Raw genomic sequence first — 21,412 nt, 5'->3', positions numbered from 1 at the left:
AAATTTAATTAAATTGCAAAAGTCAGACTTTGTCAGGGGATAATACATGAAAGGGATTATTTTGGCGGGTGGCTCCGGAACACGCCTCTATCCAATTACAAAGGGTGTATCTAAACAGCTGCTTCCGATTTACGATAAACCTATGATCTTCTATCCCCTTTCAGTGCTAATGCTGGCGGGGATTAGAGATATATTGATCATAACTACCGCTGAAGACGTTAATGGATTTAAGCGACTACTAGGTGATGGAAGTAACATCGGTGTCAACCTGAGTTATGCAATTCAAGATAAACCAGAAGGACTAGCTCAAGCATTCATTATAGGCGAAGAATTTATTGGTAATGACCAGGTATGTCTCGTACTTGGCGATAACATTTTTTACGGACAAGGTTTCACTCCACTGCTCCGCGCAGCCGTCAATCGCACAAAGGGGGCTACAGTCTTCGGTTATCAAGTCAAGGATCCAGAACGATTTGGTGTGGTGGAATTCGGTGAAAACCGATGTGCTATCTCTATTGAAGAAAAACCAGTTGAGCCAAAATCCAACTTTGCAGTGACGGGCCTCTATTTTTACGATAATGAAGTAGTTAATATCGCCAAGCAGGTTAAACCCTCTTCCCGGGGAGAACTTGAGATTACTAGTATCAATCAAGCTTATTTAGAGCGTGGCAATTTACACGTTGAGCTATTAGGGCGCGGGTTTGCCTGGCTGGATACCGGAACTCACGAAAGCCTATTGGAAGCCTCGCATTTCGTGGAGACAATCGAAAAACGTCAGGGGTATAAGATTGCGTGTTTGGAAGAGATTGCTTTTAACAACGGTTGGCTAACAGCAGAGCAGCTAGTTAACATAGGATCTGAGTTGAGCAAAAATAGCTACGGGCAATATCTGTTAAGCATCGCGCGGGAGTCCAAGATATCCCTTTGAATACACAATCTTGAGTTATTGTGCAGTCAGTTTGCCTTTGATGACATCAACTTGCCGTCCCCGGTCGTGCACAATTACTCAAGATTCACTAAAACCATGCTCTAATCGGAATTTACAATCATACCTGCAGTCATTTGTCCGGCGTATGATCTAGATAATGCGATGGCTGAGTCTGAGTGATTAATCGAATACCCCGAAACAACGTTTAACCAGTCCGTTAATGCGAATTGGGCTTATAAAATAAAGAAGCTGCACACAGAATTCTGTGTCAAGGCCCGGCCTAAAAATACTCACTAATTTCTTACTGTTAAATGGTAATAAAGATCTAAATATAACCAGTAAAGTGTTCCACGCCATACTTTAGGGATATAGCTATAAATGAACGAACCCAAAAATTACTTTGTACACTCACATGGTCTTTGTGAGTCGTCTAATATAGGAAAAGGCTCACGTATATGGGCTTTCACACATATTTTACCACTTGCCAAGATAGGCGAGGATTGTAACGTGTGCGATCACGTTTTCATCGAAAATGATGTTGTCATCGGTGATCGAGTCACTATCAAATGTGGCGTGCAAGTGTGGGACGGAATTACCATATCTGATGATGTCTTCATCGGGCCCAATGTAACTTTCACTAACGATCGGTTTCCAAGAAGTAAAATATACCCGGAAAAATTTGATAGAACTGTGATCTGCAAGGGTGCCTCACTTGGCGCCAACTGCACGATACTTCCCGGGATCACAATTGGGGAAAATGCGATGATCGGAGCTGGTGCGGTAGTAACTCGTTCAATACCACCTAACGTAACAGTGGTCGGTAACCCAGCGAAAATTCTTGAACCCGCTAAACGCAACAAGTAATTTTTGCATGCTTCTCGGCTTAGGGATTTTACATCCCCGGTAGTACAACCGGGGCTGTTTGTTGATTACCTGGAGACCATAAGCATCAGCTCGTAGGAACGGGAAGTGGAACAATAAGATCCGGATTTTTCGAATTGTTATTTTCAAGTCTTTCTAAAACCCGCTCGTGTGAACTCAGTTCATCGCTTTTGGGATTTCTCATTGCCCGTAAGAAGTTCAACGTTTTCGTTTTTGCCCGCATCTCGAAACGAGTGAATAAGAAATAGCTCAGCCCAATGCTTGAAGCCGCATAAATTACGATAAAGAAAATCTCACTGGTTGGGCCCGTCATATCAAACACGCTCAACCTTAAGAGCTCGCCGTGGCGGATGACTAACTGATGGATCAGGTAAAGCGCGAAACTTGCCTCTCCAAGCGTCACCAGAGCTTTGTTCGATAATCCCCGAGCGAGGCAGCCGTTCTGGTAACTGAACGCCAAAACTGTAAGGCCCATGGGGATCATGTAATAAGTATCATATTTGTAGTTTTGATCTACATATTTTCCGAAGTAGAACGCTACTGCCAGTAATATAAGGGATGAAAACTGAAGCGCTGTAGCCAACATCACATCAGGCTTATTGTATTTATCGAAGATTCTGAACAAAATTAATCCAAGAATAAAGTCCGGGACTCTTAAGCCTGGTGCTATATACATAATATAGTGGATGGGGGTCGATCCGGCGTCTCTGTCAGTGCAGTACTTTAGGGCTAATATAAAAAGAGCTATAAAGATAATATGTGTTGTTTTCATCCTTATAAAGACTGGAAACAGTAGATAGAAAAACATTTCTACTGAAAGGCTCCAAGACGGTGCGTTGAATGAAAAATAGGTTTCTTGTGAGTAAGAGAACGATTGCGTAAGCGATGCGTTTAAAAGAAACGTGTCGATGGCGTTGCTAAGCGGCGTCATTTTCAGACTAACCATCACTGAAATAGGCACTGCCAATAGAAGGGTTAGTATATGGAGCGGGTAAATCCGTGCGATGCGCGCAGACATGAAGTCGATAAAGTCGATTTTGTTCGCCTTGGATTTCTGGTCATAAGAGTATGAAAGAATAAAACCAGAAAGAATAAAGAAAAACGTAACCCCTATGTAACCCTCATAAAAGAATCTGACATAAAGCCATCGAATGGTGTCAGATTCGCTACTCGCCGCAAATCCAAGATGACTAAACAACACCATTATGGCGGCTATGAACCTGAGAGACGTCAAAGCATGGAGAGGGGGACTCATGTTCATCCTTTGTTCTTGTTTATGGGCCTAATTGGTATATGCTGTTGCGCGCTCGGATTCTATACGAATGCAGCGTAAATGTCGCACTACCGTGCGATTTGCCGACCGACGTGATCTAATTCGCAGTGGACAGCTGGGTTCCGCCGTAGTGCAGTTTTTCGCCCGCGAGATGAGTAGCTTCCCACCGCGTGTGATTGCATGGTGGGTGGGCTCGCTTGGCTTTGTTCGAATCGGGCTCTACGCATTACTAAAGCAGTATGTAGTTCTTAGCTCGGGGGTGTTCGCAGTCTTTTAAGCTACGAATTTTCCGTAAGCGCCTCTGTCTTATGAAAAAATGATAGTGTTACTCTAATCTACCTCGCCCGTTTTCAGGGCTTTCTGCCATCTATAGGGGTGTCTGTATTGCTAACCTTGGTCATTCCCGTTTATCGAAATGAAGGATCAATTCCGCAGTTACTCTCGGCGATTGACCAACTTAACGCACATTTACAGAATGATCTCGAGGTCGTTTTTGTAGTGGACGGCAGCCCGGACAACTGTTATGACATTTTAAGGCGCGATCTGCCGAACACAGCTTGTCGGTCCCAGCTGGTTCTACTGTCGCGAAACTTCGGATCCTTTATGGCCATTCGTACCGGCTTGCAACTTGGCTTAGGCGAACGATTTGCTGTAATGGCGGCTGATCTTCAAGAACCGCCCGAATTAGTTCTGGAAATGAACGCGCTTTTGATGACCCAGAACATGGACGTCGTCGTTGGGGTTCGCGAAGGACGAGACGATCCAGTACTGAGCCAGCTGGCCTCAAAAATTTTCTGGGGATTGTACCGGCGCTATGTAGTGCCTGAAATACCTTTAGGCGGCGTAGACATGTTCGCCTGCAACAAGAGTTTTCGCGACACTTTGCTGACGCTCGAGGAGCGGCACAGCTCGCTGATTGCACAAATTTTTTGGCTAGGATTTCGACGGACTTCGGTAAAATATTTGCGAAAAAAACGAGAGCATGGCTTGTCCGCGTGGACATTGCGCAAAAAAATAAATTACATGATGGATAGTGTATTTGCATTTACTGATCTGCCAATCCGCCTGTTAATACGCGTAGGCGGGGCAGGTTCGGTACTGGCGTTGTTCTTTGGCGTGATCGTAATTGCGGCTAAACTTGGCGGTGAAATCCTCGTGCCTGGTTATGCCGTAACCATGCTAATGATCACCCTGCTGGGTAGTTTAAATCTAATGGGCTTGGGAGTAGTAGGGTCATACGCATGGCGTACTTACGAAAATACGAAAAGCAGACCACACGCGATCCCCATGCGAGTTGAGAAGTTTGGAGCTCAGCGTGAGTGAATGTGATACACCAAACACGATGGTGATCGGAATCCTGCAGTTTAAGGTAAACGAAAACCTAAACGGTGTCTCGCTGAGTGATTTTCAGCCCACGGGCAGCGAGGATTACTTGGTTCGTATAAGTGCGCATGCGGAAAATTCTGGTGCTTAAATCATTAGCTGGGCCGGGTATGTTTGGGCGTTTTATTTTATCTGGCGCCTTTAACACGTCAGTCACATATTTGCTTTATCTTTTCCTGTTGCACTGCTTCTCCTACCAGATAAGTTACACGATTTCTTATACGTTAGGTGTGGTGTTGGCGTATTACTTAAATAGGGCATTGGTGTTTAAAAGTCATCGTGGTTTGCGATCCATTCTCTTGTTTCCGCTCATCTATATCGTGCAATATATGTTGACAGGTAGCCTGCTATGGATCCTCGTTGACCAGTTGCGCATCAGCGAGCGGTTAGCCTTGCTCGTGGGTATCGTACTGATGGTGCCCGTGAACTATCTACTTTCAAAAAAAATATTCAGTCGCAACATTTGATCGCTTGGAGCTATAACTTGAATAAGGTTTCTTTATTTTGTGGGTTGATCGTTGCAGGTCTGCTTCTGCTAGTGCATCTAATAGTTGGTTTTGTGCCAGTTGGCGACGGAGCAGGGTGGGACGGGCAGCTGTATCTTCAATATATTCACACACTGGGTCAAGGAGATCCTATACTTAATGACCCTTATCGGACTATTCGTATGTCGGGTTTTCTTCCTCTCATACTAGCCTCGTCAATAGGTGCGCCTACGGCGGGCCTAATTTGGATTCAGCTATTCCTAAATGTGGTCATGCTTTCAACAGGTGCTGCATTGCTCCACGACACGATGTTACGGCTTAACGTTAAACAAATGGTTGCCACAATAGCCGTTGCAGTACTTACCTGTAGCTGGGTATTTTTGTGCATGCCTATGTTTTATCCGGTCCTCAGCGATAACGTTGCGTTAGCGATGGTTTGCATCTGTCTATGGTGCTGGGTTTGTTCATATAGGTGGGCCGTATATGCCTTCTGCGCATATTTTACTTGGGTAATGCCAGGCCTATTTTTAATCCCATTCATACTTTCCGCGCTTCCCCATGAACACCCTTTAAAGCCCGAGAGCAACCATGCAAATTCTAAGCTTTCACTGTGGTTATTTGCACTGGTCGCAATGCCAACGTCCGCTATCTTGTTAGTCAAAATTTATAGCGTTCCTTTATCATCCGTGATTGCTCATGGAGCCAGCGAGATAGGTACCACAGCCAGCGCTGATATGTTCCTGCTGTCGGTCACCGCGATGCTGATCTCCCTGCTGTTGATAATTTGGCTGGGAGTCAAATTATTATTGGATCCGTCGACTTGGCGCTCGATTAGTTTCAGAGGACTTATAGCGGGAGGTTTGTCTGTTGCAGTGTCTGCGGTTTTAATGACGACGTGCGTCGATTGGAATGGAGGGTTCAAAGGGCCCCCGTTAATCGATTATATGTTTTTCCAGTCGCTGGCCGCTCCTTTTAAGCCGATCATTGCGCACTTCATCAGTTTTGGACCTGTTATATTGCTCGCGATATCTGCTTGCTTAGCTTGGGCGTTCGGTCGCGATTGCTCTATTCCCAAGGCGCTGATTATTATCTGCTTTGCATTTCTCCCATTACTGGCCTATGGATCAGAAACTCGCCAGTGGATCGGTGTACTGCCAATCGCGGTGGTTATTTTTGCGGTTGCGGATTTTGCGTGGCTAACACGAGTATGGTGCTTAGCAATTTCGGCTGTGGTATTTGCGCCCTCCTTGTGGATGAAGGATTACATAGGAATTGCTGCAAAAAATGGAATGAGTTTTCAAAGCTACCAATGGCAGTTCTATTTTGGTCGACATGGGCCTTGGATGTCGATGACCGTTTACCAAATCAGCCTAATCATGGCGTTGGGTTTTATCGCTGTGGTAATACTGTTGCAGAGGCGTGCGAAGAAGCAGGTTGCTGCATCTCTTCCTATACTGAAATAATCCTCGCAGGCAATACGCTAGTCTCCCGCGCGTTGCCTTCACTCGTTATTAATGAATTCTAAGGCCATGAATGCCGATACGTAATTACCACAACTTTTAAAGTTACAACTTCATCGTGGCTTGGTCGCCAATGGCGACATGGTACGTCGAGGAATAGCGGAAGCAAAGGCTACAAGTGTTGAGATTCAAACGACGCTTAATATTACGGCTAATTTGGGAAGCTTTCGCCTACGTGAGACTTCCAGGTCATTTAGATAGCATAAATTCTGACTCAGGCGCTACAAGCTAATACGCAGACATTATCTAGAAGCAGCTTTATGTACGCCACAAGTGCTCGAACCTTTAAGCTTCTATTTATATTCAATAGAAGAGGCGAAATCGACGACCCTCAAATTTTATTGCTCAAGGGGTGTGCGCCTATTTGAGTTCACGCTAGGTATTTGGGACAGTAAGGGTGCTGTGGAGTTGGTCTTGATTGCCGCCTCTCGCCGCAAAGCTTAGCTTCGCTGATATTAATTCACAAACGAGCGACGCCTAGGCAATTTATTAATTACCAGCTGTCCGGTGAATAAACCTAGTTTTTCGATAGTAATGTGAAAGACATAACAAATGAGAAACAGAAGCGTAGCTATAAATAGTTTTGAAGTCAGTCCCGACAATCCCATGTTCGATACCGGAGTTTCAAGGTAACCCCACAGCCAATTATGGAAGAGGTAAACGGAGAATGTCAGGTCCGAGGCCACTCTTAGAACACGCCCGTCGCGAAGTGTCGGACCGTAGTGATGTGCAATGAGAAATAAACCCGTCGCGATGATGGCGTAATTACTTTCCTTCCAGAACGGCTGGATTGCGGAGATTTTTATTAGGAACATTAAGCCTAATATAGATGCGACCGTCGCGCATATTGTGTTGCTGGTACGTTTATGATGGCTTAAATAGATCAATGACCCTATAAAAAGAAAAACTGTGTAGGTGTTAACATATCCCGCGTTCCAGCGGCCTACTCCAGGGAATGCTGGAATCAGGTATAGAAAAGTGGACAGGGCTAAATATACGAAAGGTAGTGATCTTTGGTTTCTAAAAAGCCCAGTAATTTTAAATATTGCCATTGCACTATAAAAGAGTATTTCAATGCGAAGTGTCCATTCGACTCCGGCCAGTGAATTTGGAACATCAAAAAAATCTCCGATCAATAACAATCTAGGTAGCATTACTGCGAGAGGTGGGACTGGAGTGGCCTGAAAATACCACGCCATAAATGTTTCAACCGTAACTGCAAAAACGTAAAGCGGATAAATGCGAAAAAACCGTTTGACGACAAAGTCGAGGGTCGTCTCTTTTTGTAAAACGTGGGTGATGATGTAGCCCGAAGTAAGAAAAAAAACCACGACGCCAGCAGCGCCGCCAGCGCATAATGGTAATATCGCTTCAAACAAGTATCGAATAGTAATATGAAGTTCCGTGTTGCTGATTGCGCCTTCAATATCAGCCGCAAATTTGTGCCCACATAGAACGCTTACAAATGCGAAAACTCTCATATAGTCAAGAAAGATTAAGCGGCTGGTACTGATCGCTGACATTGGTTGTTCCAAGTTAAATGTATTAAGCTCAAGCGTTTTGGAAAGATGCTAGCTAACAGGTAATACAAACGAAAAATAATAGTCACATTCAGGCTTAGTTTACCCGCGGCATCAGCTAGCTAACCTTGCACCGCTTTTAGCAAGGTAAGCGTGGCGTCAATAAAAATTGTCATCCGGCGGCGCCAATATTGCTGATTTCGTCGTCACGCAATATTTGTCTTGAACTTCAACTTTAGTGGGTAACGATTCTGAGTGATCTTCAAGCTATGTATGGGTACCTAGCGCAAATTTTTTTATTTCCTCACGTCTGAGACATATGAATACCGTAATGGCATAAAACATGACTCCTCCATAGGGTTGCACGTGTAGAGGGCCTGCGAAAATCATGTTCACCAACAATAACAAATACACGAAGAGTGATACTTTCAGAACTTTGAGAGGGAAACCGTAAGGACTGCAATATCTTTTTAATTTTTTAAGCCTAAACAGTACAAAAAAGACCATCGCGGAAAAGGCAAGGAGGTTCAGTATCCCGCCGATGAATAGTAGATCGAATACTCCGTTGTGAGCCATAGGATATTCTGGGAAGCCTAAGGTCCCAGATCCGCCAACCATTCCAACCCCATAAATCATTCCCTCTAGGCCGTGCAGATTATAGAGCTGTGATGGGAGAAGCCACATTCTATCGAGTATGCTCTGTGAAAATGACACATCTGAGGCGCCCGATCCTTCTTTCAACCTTAGTATATTATCGACTGTTGCGACTACATAACTGACGTCAAGATAGTAAAATGTAAATACGGCTATCGGTAAGATAAACACCACAAAACCAATGATTTTTAGCTTGTTTATAACAGCGCCACTCAAAAACAAGAAAATGAGGAATAGTGCAATGTTCACTATCGCGGCTTTCTGGAGTGTACAGAGCATTGCAATTAGCACGGTGAAAAGTGAGAATAGCCGAATAAACTTATTTTCAAATATGAAGTAAATAATAGGAAGTGCTAGGCCCGCGAAAATTCCATACGCTGTGAGACTTCCTGCGAGTGATGAAAATCGGACCAAACCCTCACGCTCGGATGCGTCTGGGAACCAAGATATTGGTCCAAACACAATCTGATAAAATATCGAAAATCCTCCTAGCACAATGAATGCTGAATATAGTTTTAATAAGTATAAAAATACCGCTATGTTTGAAATAGCATAAATGCATAAAAAGACAAACGGTATTATGTACAGGTAACGGCCAAATGAGACCATATAACTTTCATTCGGGTACCACAGAAAAGAATAAAATATAGGCAAAAAATAGATCAATATAAATATAATGAGCGCGCAACATCCAGTGCTATCAACCTTTATCTTTTTTGATAGATAAAATAGACAGCATGTTGCTGATATTACCAGTGGGATAACTGCGTAGAGTTCAGTTATATTTCGTAGCATATGTAGCAGGTATGCCGCTGCTGCAACGGTCACCAAGATGTAATCTTTGGTTAGCCTTTGATCCTGCCCGTTATGCAATGTATTATCCATGTTACTAGCATCCGAAATTAATTGTGTAGTCTAAAGCAGCTCATTTATGCTAATTCAAAAAAAACGTTGCATCTTACGTGCTGACTGTGCAGATAAACTCCTCCGATCTTAACAATTGTATCGGAAGCAGGCGCGAAGATGTGCTATAGGCCTCTCTAGCATGTCGAACTGTTACTGAAACCTCTCGCGTTATCAGTACACGTCAACTTCGTTTTGGTACTGTTAGCAATAAAATTAGCAAAACAGAACCTCAAACAATCTTCTTCAAGGAGTGCTTGATGGATCTAAAGAGCATTCCTGAAAAGGGTAAACTTCCAATTAAGTCTATCACTGTGGCCATGCTACCGCCTGCGTTCCGATAGATTTCGATGTATTTATGTAGCGCCTCTTTGTTGCCAACCATTATCGCGTTATAAATGATGCCCAATAGAAATCGCTTTCTACCCTTGCTACTTGCCTTAAGTACCTCTGGGTCACTGCCATATTTCTGCTCAACAAGATCTAAGGTCTGCAAGAAATTGTCCGCGTATGAGAATACTTTACGGCCAATATTATTGTCGTGTTTCCGATAGATGGAAAGCACTTCGTCCAATCGTACCACTTCCCCTTTGGAGCATATTTCAATAAACAACAGCCAATCACAGGCCGTTGAAATTTTTTCGTTAAAGCCGCCTTCTGGTAGCGCGCTCCTAGCCAACATTGGCACGGGGCCTGGTATTTGCGCACCATAGTTTGAAATCATCTGATGAAAATTTTGTACCAGATCTTTGCTCCGGTTGCCGACGGTTTCTGTAATTATCCCGTTTCTTAATATATGGCAAGGATGATAACAAAAGACAAGTTTTGGATTCGATTCAAAAGCTCTAACTTGCGTACTTATTTTGTTCGGATAGAGGATGTCATCCCCGCCCATGAAAGCTACCAGTTCGCCCGAGCAGTTATCCAGCGCGATATTAGAATTTTTTAAAATTCCCTGATTTATTGGGTTAAGTATTAGTTTAATTTTCTCAGGGTTTTTTGTTTTAAAATCTCTAAGAATCTCAGCCGTTCCATCAGTCGATCCATCATCTGAGATTACTATTTCAAAATTGCTGTAATCCTGGTTTAGGCACGACAATACCGCCTCTTCAATGAGGGCTGCCTGATTGTAAGAGATCATAAAGATACTAACTTTTGGAAGTCGATTACTCATATTTAAACCCATTTACAATATTAAATTTGGTTAGGAGTGCTTTTAAGATAACGCTTAACATAATATGCCATCACTAGCCAGTAAAGTGCGTAATTAACTGCATGCGCTACAGCTACCCCTTCAAGACCAATCTGATTTGTTAGCGCCCAAGTTAATACGACAAAACTACCCGCAAAAACAAGTTCAGTTACGATAAATAGTTTGTACATCGCTTTACCAAGCATAAGGTACGCTAAAATCCAGCTTCCGATTTTTAGAGTATCCCCTAGCATCTGCCAAGCGAACAGTTCGCGCATTGGTGCAAAGTCAGTTGTAAAAAGTAACGATATAATGACGTCTCTGAATACATAAATTATAAGGCCGCCAAGCGCTGCTACAGGCAAGACGATTTTATATCCTTGAGTAATCTCTTTTTGTATATCTTTGGCGTCCTTAAGTTCGGCCAGCCGAGGCAGATAATAAACGCTGAGCGTGGTTGTTATTAACATCAGATAGGCCGCGCTAAGGCGCCAGATAGCTTCCCAATACCCTGCCTCAGCCCAACCGAGAGTTTCACCAATGTGGTTGCGCACTAATATGTGGCTAACTGGGACGCACACAGCGGACGTGAGAGCCATGGCTGTATATTTGCTGAGATTGATGGCAGTTTGCTTATCGGGGGCGCCAATCAGATAACTAAATCTAAACCAAGAAGCTCTATAGCACAGTGCCAGCGTCACAAAAAAACTGATCGACTGGTATATTGCTAGCGCAACCAGTGAGCCGTAGAGCCCGAATTTTATTGCCATTGCGGTTGTTACGAGCAGTGCGAAAACACTACCTGCAATATTAGCGACCACGTATCTAGCAATTTCTTTTTTGCCGTTAAGTATTGCAAGCAGCAGCGTGTTGAATGTGAACAGTACTAATGTAGCAGCAAACCACAAGAATACACCGCCATAACTTGCGTCTTTAAGAAACCAGCTCGCTAAGGACTGATTAAAAAAAGCAATTGCCAACCCAGTCAGCACTGAGCCAATGAGTGCGATAGTACCTGCAGTCCTCCATACAAGGCGCTGCTTTAGCTCGTCATCGAAATGCTCGGCGGTGTATCTAGTTACGCCGGTATTAATGGCACCGCTCGCAAATGTAGTGATCATCTGAACGGCGTTTTGAAACTGGCCTATTGCGGCGTAGCCTGACGGACCGACATAAATAGCCAAGATCTTATTGATGCCGAGTAGCGTCAGCATTTTGATGATGACTGCTATGCCATTGAGCAGACTGGTTTTAATTAGGGTCATACCCAGCCGGCCTATACGACAAAGCTATTGCAAGCATCGATGACCTGTTTTGCTTCAGCCACTGATAGCGCAGGTCCGATGGGCAGGCTCAATACTTGTTGATGAATGCTTTCTGTCACAGGAAAACGAAGCGTGTTCCATTGTGGGTACGCCTGTTGCTGGTGAGGTGGTATAGGGTAATGAATAAGAGTTTGTATATCGTTGCTGGCAAGATGCGCTTGAAGGGCGTCGCGCTGGCTGCAGCGCACTACAAAGAGATGCCAAACGTGGTTAGGAAAATCAACCGGGGAGGTATCCGTAGCGACAGGGAGTATTATTGCTGGATTTTTAATACCGTTAACATACATTTTAGCTATCAAACGGCGATGAACAGTCTGTTGGTCCAACGCTTTGAGCTTGACACTGAGCATCGCTGCTTGGATCTCATCAAGTCGACTGTTCACTCCTTGATATAAATTTTTGTACTTTTCGTGAGATCCGTAATTACGAAGCGCTCGCAGTGTTTGCGCCAACTGATCGTCGTTGGTTGTGATCGCTCCTGCGTCCCCCAGAGCGCCCAGATTTTTACCTGGATAGAAGCTAAAACCGGATGCATCGCCCCAGTTTCCGGCTTTACGAGAGTCCATGCTTGCGCCGTGCGCTTGAGCTGAGTCCTCTAATACAAGCAAGTCATGCTTTCGTGCGATTTCAAGCAGCGCAGGCATGTCTGCTAGTTGCCCATAAAGATGGACCGGCAGAATAGCGCGTGTTTTAGAAGTAATAGCTGCCTGAACGTTGCCGGGGCAAATATTAAAACTATTTTGCTCTGGCTCTACTAATACTGGAACGAGCCTATTCTCAGTAATTGCAAGAATGCTGGCAATATAAGTGTTGGCCGGGACAATAACTTCGTCGCCGTCTTTCAGTTTTCCCATGTGCTTCCAAGCGCGGAGTGTCAATATCAATGCGTCTAGGCCGTTAGCCACGCCGACGCAATGTTTGCTTCCACAATAACTCGCAAACTCGCTCTCAAAACGAGCTAGCTCATTGCCAGCAATGTACCACCCCGAGTCAATAACTCTGGTGCAAGCTTCAATCAACTCGTCACGCGTGATCGCATTCATTGATTTCAGGTCTAGAAAGGAGATCATTTTTTCAACTCTTGGAAGTCTAATTAATTGTATTTTGTACTAATATAGAGACCTGTGTCTCAACTGTTCAGTGCGGCGACACAACATTATTACCAGGGTAGGGCCAGCCGCAGTATGGCTTTATAGTTTGCTAAAGTAATATAGGACCTCTCCAACTCAAACCCCCAACTTAAATTTGTCATAATTACGGATGTAATCATCTTCGTCGTAATGTTCACTTGCCAAAACGAGCATTACGCAATCTTCGCTAAACTCGTGCATCTCATGCCACACCTGAGCATCAATGAGTACCCCCTTAGTCGGAGCATCCAGCCAAACGTCCTGACGGTTGGCACCGTCGTCTAAGACCATTCGGCACTTGCCTTTCACACACACAGCCAATTGCTGGAGTTTTTTGTGCGCGTGGAAACCTCGGGATACGCCTTGGGAAGTGCCAAAAATGTAGTACGCGCGTTTGATGTCAAAGGGCACCGTTTTGCTACCTTCCATGACAACGAGCGAGCCGCGGTCATCCCCAAGCAGTGGAAAATTTACACATTGCACCAAGCTCATTTTGTCTCCTTAGCAAAACAGAATTTTGACCTTTATTTTCTCACAGCGAGTTGCGATTTGCCCTGAATTTTAAGCTCATTGCGGGCATCTCTGCTATCTGTGATTGTCCATAACGTGCGACGCAGGGGCAGAAACATGTTGTTTGAGGAAAAAACCCTGTTCGCTAGCGCGCTGGTGACCGCTGATTCTACCGGGTCTCAGTGACGCTCACAGCATTGCTATTTGCGCAGATGATTTAGAGGCTAGAGGGCTTGGCTGGAGTCCAAAAAGATTCACAGTCATAAGGCAGTTTCAAGCCAGCAGAAACAGACGTGGCGTCGGCGCCAGCCGAACGATCGCTTTGACCTTCTGGTCAGGGCTGAACTAGGTGGTAGCTGTGAGTTAAAGTCCTGTCAGGGCGTCGCTGTGCCGTTATTTTGGCGCGTTCCTCGCTGCATCGCGGGTCCGATGGGTAGGTGTTTCTAGCAGAGACATCGCGGCGTTTGAGCCGAGATTTTTCTTAATAACGGTCAAAAGTGGCAGAGTCATTCGCAGCCGCTTTCACACTGGGCTTATTAAGTCTGTACGAGCTACATAGGTGCTGGCGCAGAGCATGCCTCGCTGCGCTCTTATGGGGGGAAGGCGTAGCTGAGTAGATTTTTGAATATCCCCAAAAAAACGACGGTTATCCTTGATCGAACCGCATTAGGCGTACGGGAGGTCCAATGGCCCGACTTGAGCTTGCCGATTCGGCATTCGAGTCTGGTGACGCAAGGATTAGGTCGTGCTGTTTTCAATGAGCGCACGCTTGCCGTGGCCCGCCATTAGCGCTAAGCAGGTGCTTGATGCAATGGGATACGAACTTTCGATTGACGTGCCTCTCTGGCTCAATCACCTCTGCTTGGGGCATGACCATTTGTCGCGCTAATGTTTCACACTAGGTCGAACTGGTGAGGAAATCGTTGGAAAGTGGCAGATTTGGGTGGTGCCTTTTGACGGGATCAAGCTTATGAATTGCTGAAACGCGGCCGAATGGTGCAAAATTGATCACATCTGGTCGAGCCATTGGCGACACCTAGGTTGCCGAGCGCCTAGCATGGCTTTACGTTAAATTATTTTTCTTTTTTGGGAAGGGCTGCGTGGGACATTTTACTAATAAAGTGCTGTTAATTAGTGGCGGTACGGGTTCTTTTGGAAATGCGGTGTTGAAGCGATTCCTTGATAGTGAAATCGCTGAAATCCGCATTTTTAGCCGTGATGAAAAGAAGCAGGACGATATGCGGAAGCGCTATTCCAGTCCAAAGCTCAAGTTTTACATCGGCGATGTAAGAGATTATCAAAGTATTTTGACCGCTACCCGCGGTGTGGACTACATCTTCCACGCAGCAGCACTTAAGCAAGTACCCTCCTGCGAATTCCATCCGATGGAGGCTGTCAAGACTAACGTCATTGGTACCGACAACGTTCTCGAGGCCGCGATCCATAACGGCGTAAAGCGCGTTGTCTGCCTGAGTACAGATAAAGCTGTTTACCCGATCAATGCGATGGGTATTTCGAAGGCGATGATGGAAAAGGTCATGGTCGCCAAATCCCGAAACGTTGATGAGCGCAAGACGGTGATCTGCGGTACTCGCTACGGAAACGTAATGGCGTCGAGAGGCTCCGTAATACCTTTGTTCATTGAGCAGATACGCGAAGGGAAGCCGCTGTCCATTACCGATCCGAACATGACTCGCTTCATGATGACCCTCGCGGACGCAGTGGATTTGGTGCTGTATGCGTTCGAACACGGTAATAATGGTGATCTTTTTGTCCAAAAGGCGCCTGCCGCCACGGTTGAGACCCTGGCACGAGCGCTGACCGCGATGGTCGGTAAGCCAGAGCACCCAATTCAGATCATCGGCACTCGTCATGGCGAAAAACTTTATGAAGCGCTGTTAAGTCGCGAGGAAATGGCCTGCGCAGAAGATATGGGGCAGTACTTCCGCGTCCCACCGGACTTGCGTGACTTGAATTACAGCAAGTTTGTAGAGCAGGGCGAAGAGAAAATTTCCCATACGGAAGATTATAACTCCCACAACACTGATCGCCTGGATGTTGAAGGTATGCAGCGCTTACTTCTCAAGCTGGATTTTATGAAAGCGATCCAACGTGGTGAGCATGCGGTGCCTGAGGAGTAAGGCATGAAAGTATTGATCACTGGTGCTAATGGCTTCATTGGCAGGAACCTTGTTGCTCATTTAAAAGAAAGAAAAGATGTTGAGATAATAAAATTTTCTCACGAGGATGACATAGCTACTCTGGATGTATATGCCAAAGAAGTGGATTTTATTTTCCACTTGGCGGGGGTCAATCGTCCTCAAAATGTAGAAGAGTTCAAGACCGGCAACACAGATTTGACCAAAGCCTTATGTGCCGCAATAGCTATAAGCGGTCGAAACGTTCCAATTGTTTACACATCTTCCATTCAGGCTGAACTCGATAATGCTTATGGCTCTAGCAAACGCAGTGCCGAGGAGGCCCTCAATGCACTCTCAGCAGAACATGGAGTCGACGTGTATGTCTTCCGATTGCCCAATGTTTTTGGCAAGTGGGCACGTCCGAACTACAACTCAGCTGTCGCTACATTCTGCTACAACATAGTGCACGACCTACCTATCAGTATAAATGACGCTAATGCAAAAATTTCACTAGTTTATATTGATGATGTTGTAGCTAGCTTTGTTGAAGTTATGGATGGCAAGCGCTCGGTCAATACTTCGGCTGTTGTAGAGCCTAATTATTCGATTTCCGTCGGCGAATTGTCGGCAGTGCTGTACGCATTCAAGGAAAGCAGGGAGTCGATGATCACCGAGCGAGTAGGTACCGGCCTCGTTCGGGCACTGTACTCTACCTATCTTAGCTATGTGCCCCCTCATGCGTTCACCTACAAGCTTCCTAAGCATGAGGATAATCGCGGCGTATTCGTAGAGATGCTCAAAACCAGGGACTCGGGCCAGTTTTCGTATTTTACTGCGCATCCGGGTATCACTCGAGGTGGCCATTACCATCACTCGAAGACAGAAAAGTTTCTCGTCATCAAGGGCAAGGCCTGCTTTCGCTTTCGTCAGATCGTAACGGGTGAATTTTATGAGTTGTTCACGGATGGCGCCACACCAGAGGTTGTAGAAACCGTGCCCGGCTGGAGCCATGACATCACCAATGTTGGTGACGAGGAAATGGTCGTCATGTTGTGGGCGAACGAAATTTTCGATCGAGAGCTTCCGGACACTTACACGATGGCTGTGGGCAGCCAGGCCTAATCGCATAAGGAATGAGCATTACCATGAAAAAGTTGAAGATTGTCACAGTCGTAGGCACTCGCCCCGAGATCATTCGTTTGTCGCGGGTTATCGCAGCGCTCGATAAGTATTGCGAGCACGTACTGGTCCACACCGGGCAGAACTACGACTACGAGCTGAACGAGATTTTTTTCCAGGATCTTGGCATTCGCAAACCGGATCACTTTCTAAACGCGGCTGGTAGCAGTGGCGCGGAAACGATCGGAAATGTGATCATCGCGGTGGATCGCGTACTTGCCTCAGTTCAACCCGAGGCCCTTCTGGTACTGGGCGACACCAACAGCTGCATGGCGGTCATTCCTGCCAAGCGCCGTAAAATTCCGACCTTTCACATGGAAGCGGGCAATCGCTGCTTCGATATGCGTGTTCCTGAAGAAATCAATCGTCGGATTGTGGACCATACTGCTGACATCAACCTCACGTACAGCACCATTGCGCGCGATTATTTGCTCAAGGAAGGGCTTTCACCTGACATGGTGATCAAAACAGGCAGCCCCATGTTCGAAGTCTTGACCCATTATCGTGATGGCATCGAATCTTCAGATGTGTTGACGCGCCTGGGACTAGAAGCAGGCAAATTTTTTGTGGTGAGCGCCCACCGGGAAGAGAATATCGACTCGGACAAAAATCTGCTGAAGTTGGTCGATGTTCTCAATACTGTAGCAACCGCTTTTGGCTTCCCGGTTATCGTTTCTACTCATCCACGTACGCAAAAGCGTGTCGATGCCATGGGTATTGTTTTTCACGAAAATGTGAAGCTGCTTAAGCCCTTGGGCTTCAAAGACTACAATAAACTGCAGTTAGCATCGAAGGCAGTGCTTTCCGACAGTGGCACCATTAATGAGGAGTCTTCAATACTCAACTTTCCTGCGCTGAACATTCGTGAGGCTCACGAACGTCCAGAAGGAATGGAAGAAGCCGCAGTAATGATGGTGGGCCTCGAAGTAGAGCGAGTATTGCAAGGACTGATGATCTTGGATTCGCAAGCGTCTGGTGCAGAGCGTACATTGCGTCTGGTTGCCGATTACAGTATGCCTAATGTGTCTGAAAAAGTAGCCCGGATCGTTCATAGCTATACAGACTATGTAAATCGGATCGTCTGGAAACGCTACTAATTCGAGTTGTGATCATGCCTGAGAGAAAGTTAAGGATCCTTGTGGTAACGCAATATTTTTGGCCCGAAAATATGCGTATCAATGATTTGGTTCGTGATTTCACCGACAAGGGACACTCGGTCACGGTTCTAACTGGCCTGCCTAATTACCCAGAAGGCGAAGTATTCGAGGAGTTCAAAGCAGCGCCAGATCATTTTGATCATTATCATGGTGCCCAAGTTGTGCGGGTGCCCATGCTTCCTCGGCACAAACGCAGTTTGAATTTGATACTGAATTATCTGAGTTTTTTTACCAGCGCAACTGTTGTTGGTGCTTGCAAGCTTCGTGGCGAGCAATTTGACGCGATTTTCGTATACGCGGTATCACCAATAATGGCCGCAATTCCGGCGTTGCTGATCGGCCGCTTGAAAAAAGCGCCGGTGTTTGTCTGGGTTCTTGATCTCTGGCCCGAGACGCTTAGGGCGGTAGGCGTTTTAAAGAATCCGGCACTGTTATCGGTAGTCGGCAAGATGGTCTCATGGATTTATAATCGCACTGACTATCTCCTAGTGCAATCGCACGGTTTTTTCGAAAACGTCAAAAACTATTGCACGAAAGAGATTGCGCCGGAGCGAATTGTTTATTTCCCGAGTTGGGCTGAAGATGATTTTTCCGGGGCTACGCCCGCTGACTCCACTTTGCTGGCGCGTGACAGTTCAGTATTCACAGTTGTCTTCGCAGGTAATCTCGGAGAAGCCCAAGATTTTCCGGCAGTGTTGGATGCCGCCGAAGCACTCGTTGGCGTCGTGGATGTGCGCTGGGTAATTGTTGGTGATGGACGTATGAGCGACTGGCTGGGCCAGCAAGTCATTTCCCGCGGGCTTACGAACGTGTTGCTGCTGGGAAGACATCCCCTGGATGAGATGCCGGCTCTGTTTGCTTGTGCGGACGCGCTGCTGGTTTCGCTGAAAACCAACGACGTGTTTGAGAAAACAATACCGGGCAAGGTGCAGGCCTACCTTGCATCCGGCAGGCCTCTGCTGGGCATGATCAATGGAGAGGCAGCGAGAGTGATCGAGGAGTCAGGCGCGGGTCTCAACTGCTCCTCCGGTGATGCAAAAGGTTTGGCGGACATAACGTTGGCTTTGGCCAGAACCGACTCTGAAGGTTTAAGAGCAATGGGTGAGTCCGGTCGCCAATACTATTTGAGCAACTACTCGAAACCTCTACTTTTAGCCCGACTTGAACAACTATTTCGAACCGCTACCTTGAGGAAGTCCAGTCACTCATGAATTATTCTATTTTGTTGACTGGTGCGACGGGCTTCGTGGGTGGTGCGGTTCTCAAGCGCCTGCAAAAAGACAAACAGCACTCCGTTGTTGCTGTTGTTCGCGGTGAATCCCAACTCGATGCGCAAGACGTTCCCACGGTGCGCATCAATAGTTTTGATGGCGAGACCCAGTGGCAAGGCCAGATCTCCTCGACTGACGTAATAATCCATTCTGCGGCCCGGGTACATGTCATGAATGACGCCGAGGTTGACCCTCTAGCAGCATTTCGGAAGGTCAACGTTGAAGGCACTTTGAACCTCGCGCGCCAAGCGGAAGCCGCAGGTGCAAGACGTTTTATCTTCATTAGTTCAATCAAGGTGAACGGGGAGGGGACCGCTCCAGGTACCGCTTACACTGGCGATGACGAACCCGCGCCTGCAGATCCATATGGCGTTTCAAAAATGGAAGCGGAGCAAGCGCTTCGTCAATTAGCCAAAGAAACGGCGATGGAGATCGTCATCATCCGTCCGGTTCTGGTGTACGGGCCTGGGGTCAAAGCGAATTTTCTCAGCATGATGCGCTGGTTGGATAAGGGCGTTCCACTGCCTTTCGGTGCGATCCACAATAATCGCAGTCTTGTTGCACTGGATAATTTGGTTGACCTGGTCATCACCTGTATCGGTCACCCTGCTGCCGCCAATCAGACCTTCTTGGTAAGCGATGGGGAAGATTTGTCCACCACCGCGTTGCTGAGCAGGATGGCCTGCGCGCTTCACAAGCCTGCTCGCCTCATTCCGGTGCCCAGTTGGATACTGGAGCGCGGAGCGCTGTTATTGGGCAAAAAGGCTCTCTCCCAACGGCTATGCGGGTCGCTACAAGTGGATATTAAAAAAACGCGCACACTCTTAGGCTGGGAACCCCCAGTTAGCGTGGATGAAGCGTTGGCAGCCACCGCATTACATTTTCGGGAAAATCAATAACAATGATTTATCTGTGGCTAGTAGCAGCTGTTGCGGTGCTTTCCTTGGTTTTGACGGCAGTGTTACGCCGTTATGCGATAAGCCGTAGCATTATCGATATTCCCAATGCGCGTAGCTCTCACTCCATCCCGACTCCGCGCGGCGGGGGCGTGGCGATCGTGATTGCCTTCCTCATCGCTCTCCCCATTCTCGGATTCTCCGGTTTGGTTCCATGGCTCCATTTGATTGGTATAGGCGGGGCGGGAGCTTTAGTAGCCGTAGTCGGGTTTATGGATGATCACGGTCACATAGCTGCCCGCTGGCGATTGCTTGGCCATTTCAGTGCTGCGCTGTGGGCATTATTCTGGATAGGGGGATTTCCGCCGCTCGTGGTCTTCGGGCTAAGCTTGGATCTGCACTGGTTTGGCCACATTCTTGCTGCCGTCTATTTGGTCTGGTTACTGAATCTCTATAATTTCATGGACGGGATAGACGGCATTGCCAGTGTAGAGGCGCTGTGCGTCTGCCTTAGCGCCTGTTTACTGTACTGGATTACTGGTGTGCCAGCGCTGATCTGGGGGCCGCTGATTCTGGCAATGGCGGTTCTAGGTTTCCTCTACTGGAATTTCCCGCCAGCACGCATTTTCATGGGGGATGCGGGAAGCGGGTTCCTCGGCGTTGCCTTGGGCGTACTCTCTCTGCAGGCTGCCTGGCAATCATCACAGCTATTTTGGGGCTGGTTGATTCTTTTGGGCGCGTTCATCGTCGATGCGACATTCACTCTGCTACGTCGGTTGATCCGGGGTGATAAGGTGTATGAAGCCCATCGCAGCCACGCCTACCAGTTCGCCTCTCGGCAGTTTGGCAAGCATTTGCCCGTCACGCTGGCCGTCGCCGCTATCAATTTGTTCTGGCTGCTGCCTATCGCTTATTGTGTGGCTGTTTGGGGGCTTGATGGCGCTCTCGGACTCGTAGTTGCATATGTGCCGTTGATCATACTCGCGGTGAAATTCCATGCTGGGCAACTCGAGCGCGCCGTTTCTACTTCAGGCAGTTGAGGTGTGATTGGCGATTTAGCAGG

18 protein-coding genes are annotated in these 21,412 nt (G+C 46.7%); 11 read left to right on the top strand and 7 right to left on the bottom strand.

Translation table 11 applies throughout. The features are described from left to right. Window positions 1–46: 46 nt before the first annotated feature. Entirely contained in the window at window positions 47–928 is an 882-nt protein-coding gene (rfbA, locus tag F8N12_RS20450) for a glucose-1-phosphate thymidylyltransferase RfbA (protein ID WP_150582003.1), read from the top strand. Between the two features lie 378 nt (window positions 929–1,306). Continuing rightward, window positions 1,307–1,792, top strand: coding sequence for an acyltransferase (locus F8N12_RS20445; RefSeq protein WP_150582002.1), 486 nt, complete (start codon window positions 1,307–1,309; stop codon window positions 1,790–1,792). An 85-nt stretch (window positions 1,793–1,877) separates the two neighbouring features. On the opposite strand, the gene F8N12_RS20440 is transcribed toward F8N12_RS20445, so the two are convergent. Next, window positions 1,878–3,065 carry an acyltransferase family protein gene (locus tag F8N12_RS20440; RefSeq protein ID WP_191623194.1) on the bottom strand — a complete coding sequence of 396 codons (1,188 nt, stop codon included), beginning with the start codon at window positions 3,063–3,065 and terminating at the stop codon, window positions 1,878–1,880. A 402-nt stretch (window positions 3,066–3,467) separates the two neighbouring features. Between F8N12_RS20440 and F8N12_RS20435 the strand changes: the two genes are divergently transcribed. From F8N12_RS20435 to F8N12_RS20425, 3 genes are all read left to right on the top strand, one after another. Next, window positions 3,468–4,406 (top strand): glycosyltransferase family 2 protein, encoded by a 939-nt coding sequence (locus F8N12_RS20435; RefSeq protein WP_150582000.1) that lies wholly within the window; start codon window positions 3,468–3,470, stop codon window positions 4,404–4,406. A 143-nt stretch (window positions 4,407–4,549) separates the two neighbouring features. Further along, complete coding sequence (locus F8N12_RS20430) at window positions 4,550–4,933, top strand: GtrA family protein (RefSeq protein ID WP_318189653.1); 384 nt, start codon at window positions 4,550–4,552, stop codon at window positions 4,931–4,933. Window positions 4,934–4,950: 17 nt separating this feature from the next. Continuing rightward, on the top strand, window positions 4,951–6,414 hold the full coding sequence (locus tag F8N12_RS20425) for a hypothetical protein (protein ID WP_150581999.1): 1,464 nt from the start codon (window positions 4,951–4,953) through the stop codon (window positions 6,412–6,414). Between the two features lie 512 nt (window positions 6,415–6,926). Here F8N12_RS20425 and F8N12_RS20420 read toward each other — a convergent pair. From F8N12_RS20420 to F8N12_RS20395, 6 genes are all read right to left on the bottom strand, one after another. Continuing rightward, window positions 6,927–7,994, bottom strand: a complete 1,068-nt coding sequence (locus F8N12_RS20420) for an acyltransferase family protein (protein WP_150581998.1) — start codon at window positions 7,992–7,994, stop codon at window positions 6,927–6,929. A 264-nt stretch (window positions 7,995–8,258) separates the two neighbouring features. Further along, entirely contained in the window at window positions 8,259–9,530 is a 1,272-nt protein-coding gene (locus F8N12_RS20415; protein WP_150581997.1) for a hypothetical protein, read from the bottom strand. Between the two features lie 250 nt (window positions 9,531–9,780). Further along, window positions 9,781–10,722 carry a glycosyltransferase family 2 protein gene (locus tag F8N12_RS20410; RefSeq protein ID WP_191623193.1) on the bottom strand — a complete coding sequence of 314 codons (942 nt, stop codon included), beginning with the start codon at window positions 10,720–10,722 and terminating at the stop codon, window positions 9,781–9,783. A 20-nt stretch (window positions 10,723–10,742) separates the two neighbouring features. Beyond that, window positions 10,743–12,005, bottom strand: a complete 1,263-nt coding sequence (locus F8N12_RS20405) for an O-antigen translocase (RefSeq protein ID WP_150581995.1) — start codon at window positions 12,003–12,005, stop codon at window positions 10,743–10,745. 11 nt (window positions 12,006–12,016) lie between these two features. After that, the gene (locus tag F8N12_RS20400) at window positions 12,017–13,135 is read right to left on the bottom strand and encodes a DegT/DnrJ/EryC1/StrS family aminotransferase (RefSeq protein ID WP_150581994.1); all 1,119 of its coding nucleotides are present in this window, start codon (window positions 13,133–13,135) and stop codon (window positions 12,017–12,019) included. A gap of 156 nt (window positions 13,136–13,291) precedes the next feature. Beyond that, window positions 13,292–13,687 (bottom strand): sugar 3,4-ketoisomerase, encoded by a 396-nt coding sequence (locus F8N12_RS20395; protein WP_150581993.1) that lies wholly within the window; start codon window positions 13,685–13,687, stop codon window positions 13,292–13,294. Between the two features lie 1,118 nt (window positions 13,688–14,805). Here F8N12_RS20395 and F8N12_RS20390 point away from each other — a divergent pair. The 6 genes from F8N12_RS20390 to F8N12_RS20365 are packed head-to-tail and all read left to right on the top strand — an operon-like array spanning window position 14,806 to window position 21,389. Further along, the gene (locus tag F8N12_RS20390; protein ID WP_150581992.1) at window positions 14,806–15,846 is read left to right on the top strand and encodes a polysaccharide biosynthesis protein; all 1,041 of its coding nucleotides are present in this window, start codon (window positions 14,806–14,808) and stop codon (window positions 15,844–15,846) included. A 3-nt stretch (window positions 15,847–15,849) separates the two neighbouring features. Further along, window positions 15,850–16,968 (top strand): UDP-2-acetamido-2,6-beta-L-arabino-hexul-4-ose reductase, encoded by a 1,119-nt coding sequence (gene wbjC, locus F8N12_RS20385; RefSeq protein WP_150581991.1) that lies wholly within the window; start codon window positions 15,850–15,852, stop codon window positions 16,966–16,968. Window positions 16,969–16,991: 23 nt separating this feature from the next. Further along, window positions 16,992–18,122, top strand: a complete 1,131-nt coding sequence (gene wecB, locus F8N12_RS20380; RefSeq protein WP_150581990.1) for a non-hydrolyzing UDP-N-acetylglucosamine 2-epimerase — start codon at window positions 16,992–16,994, stop codon at window positions 18,120–18,122. A 14-nt stretch (window positions 18,123–18,136) separates the two neighbouring features. Further along, window positions 18,137–19,393 carry a glycosyltransferase family 4 protein gene (locus F8N12_RS20375; RefSeq protein WP_150581989.1) on the top strand — a complete coding sequence of 419 codons (1,257 nt, stop codon included), beginning with the start codon at window positions 18,137–18,139 and terminating at the stop codon, window positions 19,391–19,393. Beyond that, entirely contained in the window at window positions 19,390–20,352 is a 963-nt protein-coding gene (locus F8N12_RS20370) for a UDP-glucose 4-epimerase family protein (protein WP_150581988.1), read from the top strand. The genes F8N12_RS20375 and F8N12_RS20370 overlap by 4 nt, the downstream gene beginning before the upstream one ends. A 2-nt stretch (window positions 20,353–20,354) precedes the next feature. After that, window positions 20,355–21,389 carry an MraY family glycosyltransferase gene (locus tag F8N12_RS20365; protein ID WP_150581987.1) on the top strand — a complete coding sequence of 345 codons (1,035 nt, stop codon included), beginning with the start codon at window positions 20,355–20,357 and terminating at the stop codon, window positions 21,387–21,389. Window positions 21,390–21,412: the final 23 nt, after the last annotated feature.

Source organism: Pseudomonas fluorescens (assembly GCF_902497625.1).
Lineage (GTDB): Bacteria > Pseudomonadota > Gammaproteobacteria > Pseudomonadales > Pseudomonadaceae > Aquipseudomonas > Aquipseudomonas fluorescens_BQ.
Note: the sequence above shows the minus strand (reverse complement) of the source record. Positions and strands in the feature narration are given on the sequence as shown.